Annotated in this window: 2 protein-coding genes and 2 rRNA genes; 2 read left to right on the top strand and 2 right to left on the bottom strand. The window is 45.3% G+C overall.

Annotation, left to right across the window (positions count from 1 at the left end; all coding sequences use genetic code 11):
- Positions 1-279 precede the first annotated feature (279 nt).
- Positions 280-3,111: ribosomal RNA gene (locus tag V7S75_RS06300) — 23S ribosomal RNA — on the top strand.
- 67 nt (positions 3,112-3,178) lie between these two features.
- Positions 3,179-3,290, top strand: a 5S ribosomal RNA gene (gene rrf, locus V7S75_RS06295).
- A gap of 581 nt (positions 3,291-3,871) precedes the next feature.
- Here rrf and V7S75_RS06290 read toward each other — a convergent pair.
- Positions 3,872-4,300, bottom strand: a complete 429-nt coding sequence (locus V7S75_RS06290; protein ID WP_459512322.1) for a Fur family transcriptional regulator — start codon at positions 4,298-4,300, stop codon at positions 3,872-3,874.
- A gap of 2 nt (positions 4,301-4,302) precedes the next feature.
- On the bottom strand, positions 4,303-6,111 hold the full coding sequence (locus V7S75_RS06285) for an ABC transporter ATP-binding protein (protein WP_459512320.1): 1,809 nt from the start codon (positions 6,109-6,111) through the stop codon (positions 4,303-4,305).
- Positions 6,112-6,116: the final 5 nt, after the last annotated feature.

Here is a 6,116-nt window from a genome sequence, read left to right as displayed (position 1 = left end):
TTAGAGTTAAGAGTTAAGAGTTACAGATTAAGCGAACGAGTTTAATCAACAGATTGAAGGAGTAACTAATGACTAGCGACTAACGACTAGTGACTAGCGACTAAAAACACCACCCCTACCCTTTCCAAATGTGGGAAGCAAGAAGCGGGAGCGCTGTGAATGCGATGGAATGATCTATCAAAATTCACACAAGGTTCTTTGACATATTGTGAGAATAAAGTAAAGAGTAAGAGCAAATTAGAATTATTGAATCCTTCGGGATGAAGATATTTTATAAAAGAGTAAGTGAATTAAGGGCGTATGGGGGATGCCTAGGCTCTTGGAGGCGATGAAGGACGTGTTAAGCTGCGATAAGCTTCGGGGAGGTGCACAAGACCTTTAATCCGAAGATTTCCGAATGGGGCAACCCAGTAGATTGAAGATCTATTATTCTATTTAAGATAGAAGGCGAACCTGCTGAACTGAAACATCTAAGTAAGCAGAGGAAGAGAAAACAAAAGTGATTCCGTAAGTAGTGGCGAGCGAACGCGGATTAGCCCAAACCAGTGTTGTTGCGGCAAGACTGGGGTTGTAGGACCACGACATCGATTATATAAAGGAACAAGAACTGTCTGGGAAGGCAGGCCGTAGAAGGTGAGAGCCCTGTATTGGTAAGCTTATGTAATTGTAGTGGTATCCTGAGTAGGGGGGGACTGGAGAAATCCCCTTTGAATCTGCCGGCACCATCCGGTAAGGCTAAATACTACCAAGAGACCGATAGTGAACGAGTACTGTGAAGGAAAGGTGAAAAGTACCCTGAGTAAGGGGGTGAAAAGACCCTGAAACCATACGCTTACAAGCGGTCGGAGCCCTTATTGGGGTGACGGCGTGCCTTTTGCATAATGAGCCTACGAGTTACTTTCACTGGCGAGGTTAATCATATAGATGTGAGCAGCCGGAGCGAAAGCGAGTCTGAATAGGGCGCTTAGTCAGTGGGAGTAGACGCGAAACTTTGTGATCTACCCATGAGCAGGTTGAAGCTCCGATAACACGGAGTGGAGGACCGAACCAGTTTACGTTGAAAAGTATTTGGATGACTTGTGGGTAGGGGTGAAAGGCCAATCAAACTGAGAAATAGCTCGTACTCCCCGAAATGTTTTTAGGAACAGCCTCGGGGTTAAGTTTTAAGCAGGTAAAGCTACCAATAGGACTAGGGGGAGTCAAATCCTACCAAATCCTGATGAACTCTGAATGGCTTAAAATATACCCGGGAGTGAGGGTTGGGGTGCTAAGGTCCCAATCCGAGAGGGAAAGAACCCAGACCAACAGCTAAGGTCCCAAAATCTTTACTAAGTTGAACTAAGGAAGTCTGATTGCAGTGACAGCCAGGATGTTAGCTTGGAAGCAGCTATTCATTTAAAGAGTGCGTAACAGCTCACTGGTCGAGCGAGGCGGGCATCGATAATAAACGGGCATCAAGTAAAGTACCGAAGCTTTGGATTATATTTATATACTGGTAGGGGAGCATTCTGATCTGCGGTGAAGGTTGAGCGACGAGCTTGGCTGGAGCGTTCAGAAAAGCAAATGTAGGCATGAGTAACGATAATGAGGGCGAGAAACCCTCACGCCGAAAGACTAAGGTTTCCTCAGCTATGCTAATCAACTGAGGGTTAGTCGGGGGCTAAGGGTCTAGCGAAAGCGACAACCTAATGCACAGCAGGTTAATATTCCTGCACTTACTTATTGGGCAAATAGATGACGGAGATTACAGGTTACCAGATACTGACGGAATAGTGTCTTTGAGAGGCGGCAGCAATGCCAAAACGAGTGTAGTGAGTAAACTTCCAAGAAAAGTCTAGGCGTGTATAACTGATAAGTAACCCGTACCGTAAACCGACACAGGTGGTCGAGAAGAATATTCTAAGGCGCTCGAGTGAATCACGGCTAAGGAACTCGGCAAATTAACCCTGTAACTTCGGGATAAAGGGAGCCTCGAGCAATCGAGGCCGCAGAGAAATGGCCCAGGCGACTGTTTAACAAAAACACATGGCTTTGCTAAATCGAAAGATGACGTATAAGGCCTGACACCTGCCCGGTGCTGGAAGGTTAAGGGGGGATGTTAGCCGCAAGGCGAAGCATTGAACTGAAGCCCCAGTAAACGGCGGCCGTAACTATAACGGTCCTAAGGTAGCGAAATTCCTTGTCGGGTAAGTTCCGACCTGCACGAATGGTGTAACGATCTGGGCACTGTCTCAGCCGTGAGCTCGGTGAAATTGTAGTAACGGTGAAGATGCCGTTTACCCGCAACGGGACGGAAAGACCCCATGAACCTTTACTATAGCTTAGCATTGAGTTTTGGTACTGGATGTGTAGGATAGGTGGGAGGCTGTGAGCCGGTGTCGCTAGGCATCGGGGAGCCAACGTTGAAATACCACCCTTCTTGTACTGGAATTCTAATCCCCAAAGGGGAGACATTGCTTGGTGGGTAGTTTGACTGGGGTGGTCGCCTCCAAAAGAGTAACGGAGGCTTTCAAAGGTTCCCTCAGCACGCTTGGTAACCGTGCGTAGAGTGCAATAGCAAAAGGGAGCTTGACTGTGAGACCGACAAGTCGATCAGGTACGAAAGTAGGATATAGTGATCCGGTGGTTTAGTATGGAACAGCCATCGCTCAAAGGATAAAAGGTACTCTGGGGATAACAGGCTGATCTCCCCCAAGAGCTCACATCGACGGGGAGGTTTGGCACCTCGATGTCGGCTCGTCACATCCTGGGGCTGGAGAAGGTCCCAAGGGTTCGGCTGTTCGCCGATTAAAGTGGCACGCGAGCTGGGTTCAGAACGTCGTGAGACAGTTCGGTCCCTATCTGTTGTGGGCGTAGGAATATTGACAGGTTCTGACTTTAGTACGAGAGGACCGAGTTGGACTGACCGCTGGTATATCAGTTGTTCTGCCAAGGGCATAGCTGAGTAGCCACGTCGGGACCAGATAAGCGCTGAAAGCATCTAAGTGCGAAACTGACCTGAAGATGAGTATTCCATGAAGGGTCCGTGTAGACGACACGGTCGATAGGCTACAGATGTAAAGGCAGTAATGTCAAAGTCGAGTAGTACTAATTACCCGAAAGCTTACCTTTTATTAATTTACACACTGCTGTTTATTTTATCTCACAATATGGAAAAAGGCTATGACCTTGTAAAAAGTATGGAGCCGATAGGACGGGTGTTCACCTCTTCCCATCTCGAACAGAGAAGTTAAGCCCCGCACCGCTGATGATACTGGGATCAAACCCGGGAAAGTAAGTAAGCTCCAAGTTATTATAGAAGACCTGCACCGAAAGTGTGGGTCTTTTTTTTTGGCCTAAATAGTCGTCAGTCGCTAGTCACTAGTCGGCAGTTGTCAGTCCGGAGGGAATTAGTCCGGAGTTCGAAGGGAAATTGTCGCTTGTCGTCAGGTGTCTGTGGTCAGTCCGGAGGGAAATAGTCCGGAGTCCGGAGGGATTGTAAGTTCTTCACTCTTCATTCTTAACTCTTACCTGGCGTGAAGTCCGGAGGATGGAGGGTGTTCTCATCACTCTTAATTCTTCATTCTTTCCTCTTAGTTCTTCACTCTTCACTCTTCGTTCTTAACTGGAATGTAGTCCTGAGTCCGGAGGGAAAACAGTCGCTAGTCACTAGTCATCAGTCGGCAGTCCGAAGGGAAATAGTCCGAAGTTCGGAGGGGTTATCAGTAGTCAGTTGCTAGTCGTCAGTTTGGAAGATTAACCCTTAACTCTTAGCTCTTATCTCTTCGTTCTTAATTCTTAATTCAATTTCGAAATATCGAGTCTCTATAGTCAAGGTCCAATGACTAACGTCTAACGTCTAATCTCTTCACTCTTAATTCTTAGCTCTAAACTAACTATTACACCCCCTACAAACTCCCTGAATCAATAAATTACTCTCTTGCTTGACGAAATGTTCGGGTAATATGATCTGAGGAATATGAACGGTTTCCAAACATGTCGTTTGGCCGCATTGCGTACATTTGAAATGTACATGATCATGCTGATGTTGATGATTGGAATCATGATGACACGTTTCCTTGCACAAAGCATATTTTATACCACCTTGGTCATCTAATACTTTATGCAATAATCCACTGGCTAAAAAGGACTTTAATGTTCGATAAATCGTAACTCGATCAAATTGACTGGATAAGGCTTGTTCAATATCTCCTTGACTCAATGCGTATCCAGCTTGTTGGAATGCAGCGAGTACGGCTTGCCGACTGCCCGTCGACCGCAAGCCAAATTGATCCAATTTTATTTCGGGTTTTGCCGCCATAGCTATGCCTGCAAATGCTCTGTTTGTAATGCGACCATATTCCGGTAAACACCATTTTTAATCTTCATCAAAGATTCATGATTCCCCTGCTCTAATATCTTCCCTTCTTCCATCACGATGATTTGATCTGCCGAACGAATCGTCGATAAACGGTGCGCAATAATCAAACTCGTCCGATTCTTCATCAATTCCTCCAAGGCCGATTGCACCCATTTTTCAGATTCCGAATCCAACGCACTTGTCGCCTCATCCAAAATTAAAAACTTCGGATCACGTAATATCGCTCGTGCAATAGCTATTCGTTGGCGCTGGCCTCCCGATAATTTTACTCCGCGTTCTCCGACCAAGGTATCCCACTTCTCCGGGAATGACTCAATAAATTCTTTGGCAAATGCCTGCTCAGCTGCAAATTCAATCTCTTCTTGACTTGCTCCCGGCTTGCCATATGCTATGTTCTCACGAATAGTTCCTCCAAACAACAAGACTTCTTGGGGTACTAAGGCCAACATGCTTCTCCAGTCGCTAACGGAATATTCCTGAATACTCCGACCGTTTAATTTGATCTGTCCCGCATTAGGTTCATAAAAGCGCATCATCAATTGGGCCAAGGTGGATTTACCCGTACCTGATGTCCCCACAATCGCAATCTTTTGGCCTGGCTCAATATCAATTGATATACCTTTTAAAATCTCCACCGAGGGTCTACTCGGATATGAAAAGTGTAGATCTTCGATGCTAATCTTTCCAAATTCAATCGCTTTTGAAGATGTTTGGCTAACTAAATCAATTTCCGATGGATCTTGCAAGATCTCCAAAATTCGATCCGACGATCCAATCGTCTTCTGTAATTGTGCATAGATATCACCCAATCCTCCTACCGATCCTCCAATGAACGCCGTATAGAAGATAAAGGTCAATAAATCCGCCAAAATCATATCGCCCTGCGCAACCAATGCCGCCCCATACCATACAACCCCCACAATTCCTCCAAACAAGGCAAAAATCACAAAGCTCACAAAGGCCCCTCGCATCGTCGCAGCCTTTAATGCCGCTTCAATCACACGATTTAATGAGCTCGTATAGCGATTGACTTCATAGGATTCATTCGTGAACGATTTAACCGCTTGAATCGATTGAAACGTTTCCTCTACAATGATATTCGTCGCCGCCAATTCATCTTGCGATTTCTTCGATATTTTCCGGATGAACTTCCCAAATACAATTGCCGCCACAACAAGTACGGGGAAAGTGGCCAACATAAATAGTGTCAACTTCCACGATAAATAAGTGATCAACGCAATTCCTCCTACGAGTGTAAATACTTGTCGGAAAAACTCCGCCAATGTAATCGATAGGACATCTTGTAGTTGCGTAATGTCAGACGTGATCCGACTCATCAATTCCCCCACGCGCCGCTTTTCAAAATGAAAAATAGGCATGGTGATAATTTTGGCATATAAGGTTTTACGAACATCCCGCATGGCCTTTTCAGATACCTGCGCAAAGGTGTAAATACGTAAAAACGATAAAATTGCTTGAATGATTAATACCGCGAAAAAGAATAGCGTGACTTCATTGATGTGGTAATTCGATTTGCCCTCGATGACCTTCGTCATTTGGCCAATTAATAAGGGAAAACTCATCGTCGTCAAGTTTGACAACAATAAAAACACCATCCCCGTAATGAAGGTCCACTTGTATGGAATGACAAATTGGAAAATTTTCAAAGCTTTCTTCAAACCTTGCTTATCCACTTTTACCTTATCTTTCGGTTCAGGCCCTGAACCAAAACTCTCATGTCTTTTTGCCATTGGTT

This window comes from Aquirufa sp. TARAVU-A1A, assembly GCF_054558675.1.
The sequence above is the reverse complement of the archived record's forward strand: the minus strand, read 5'-3'. Positions and strand labels throughout refer to the sequence as shown.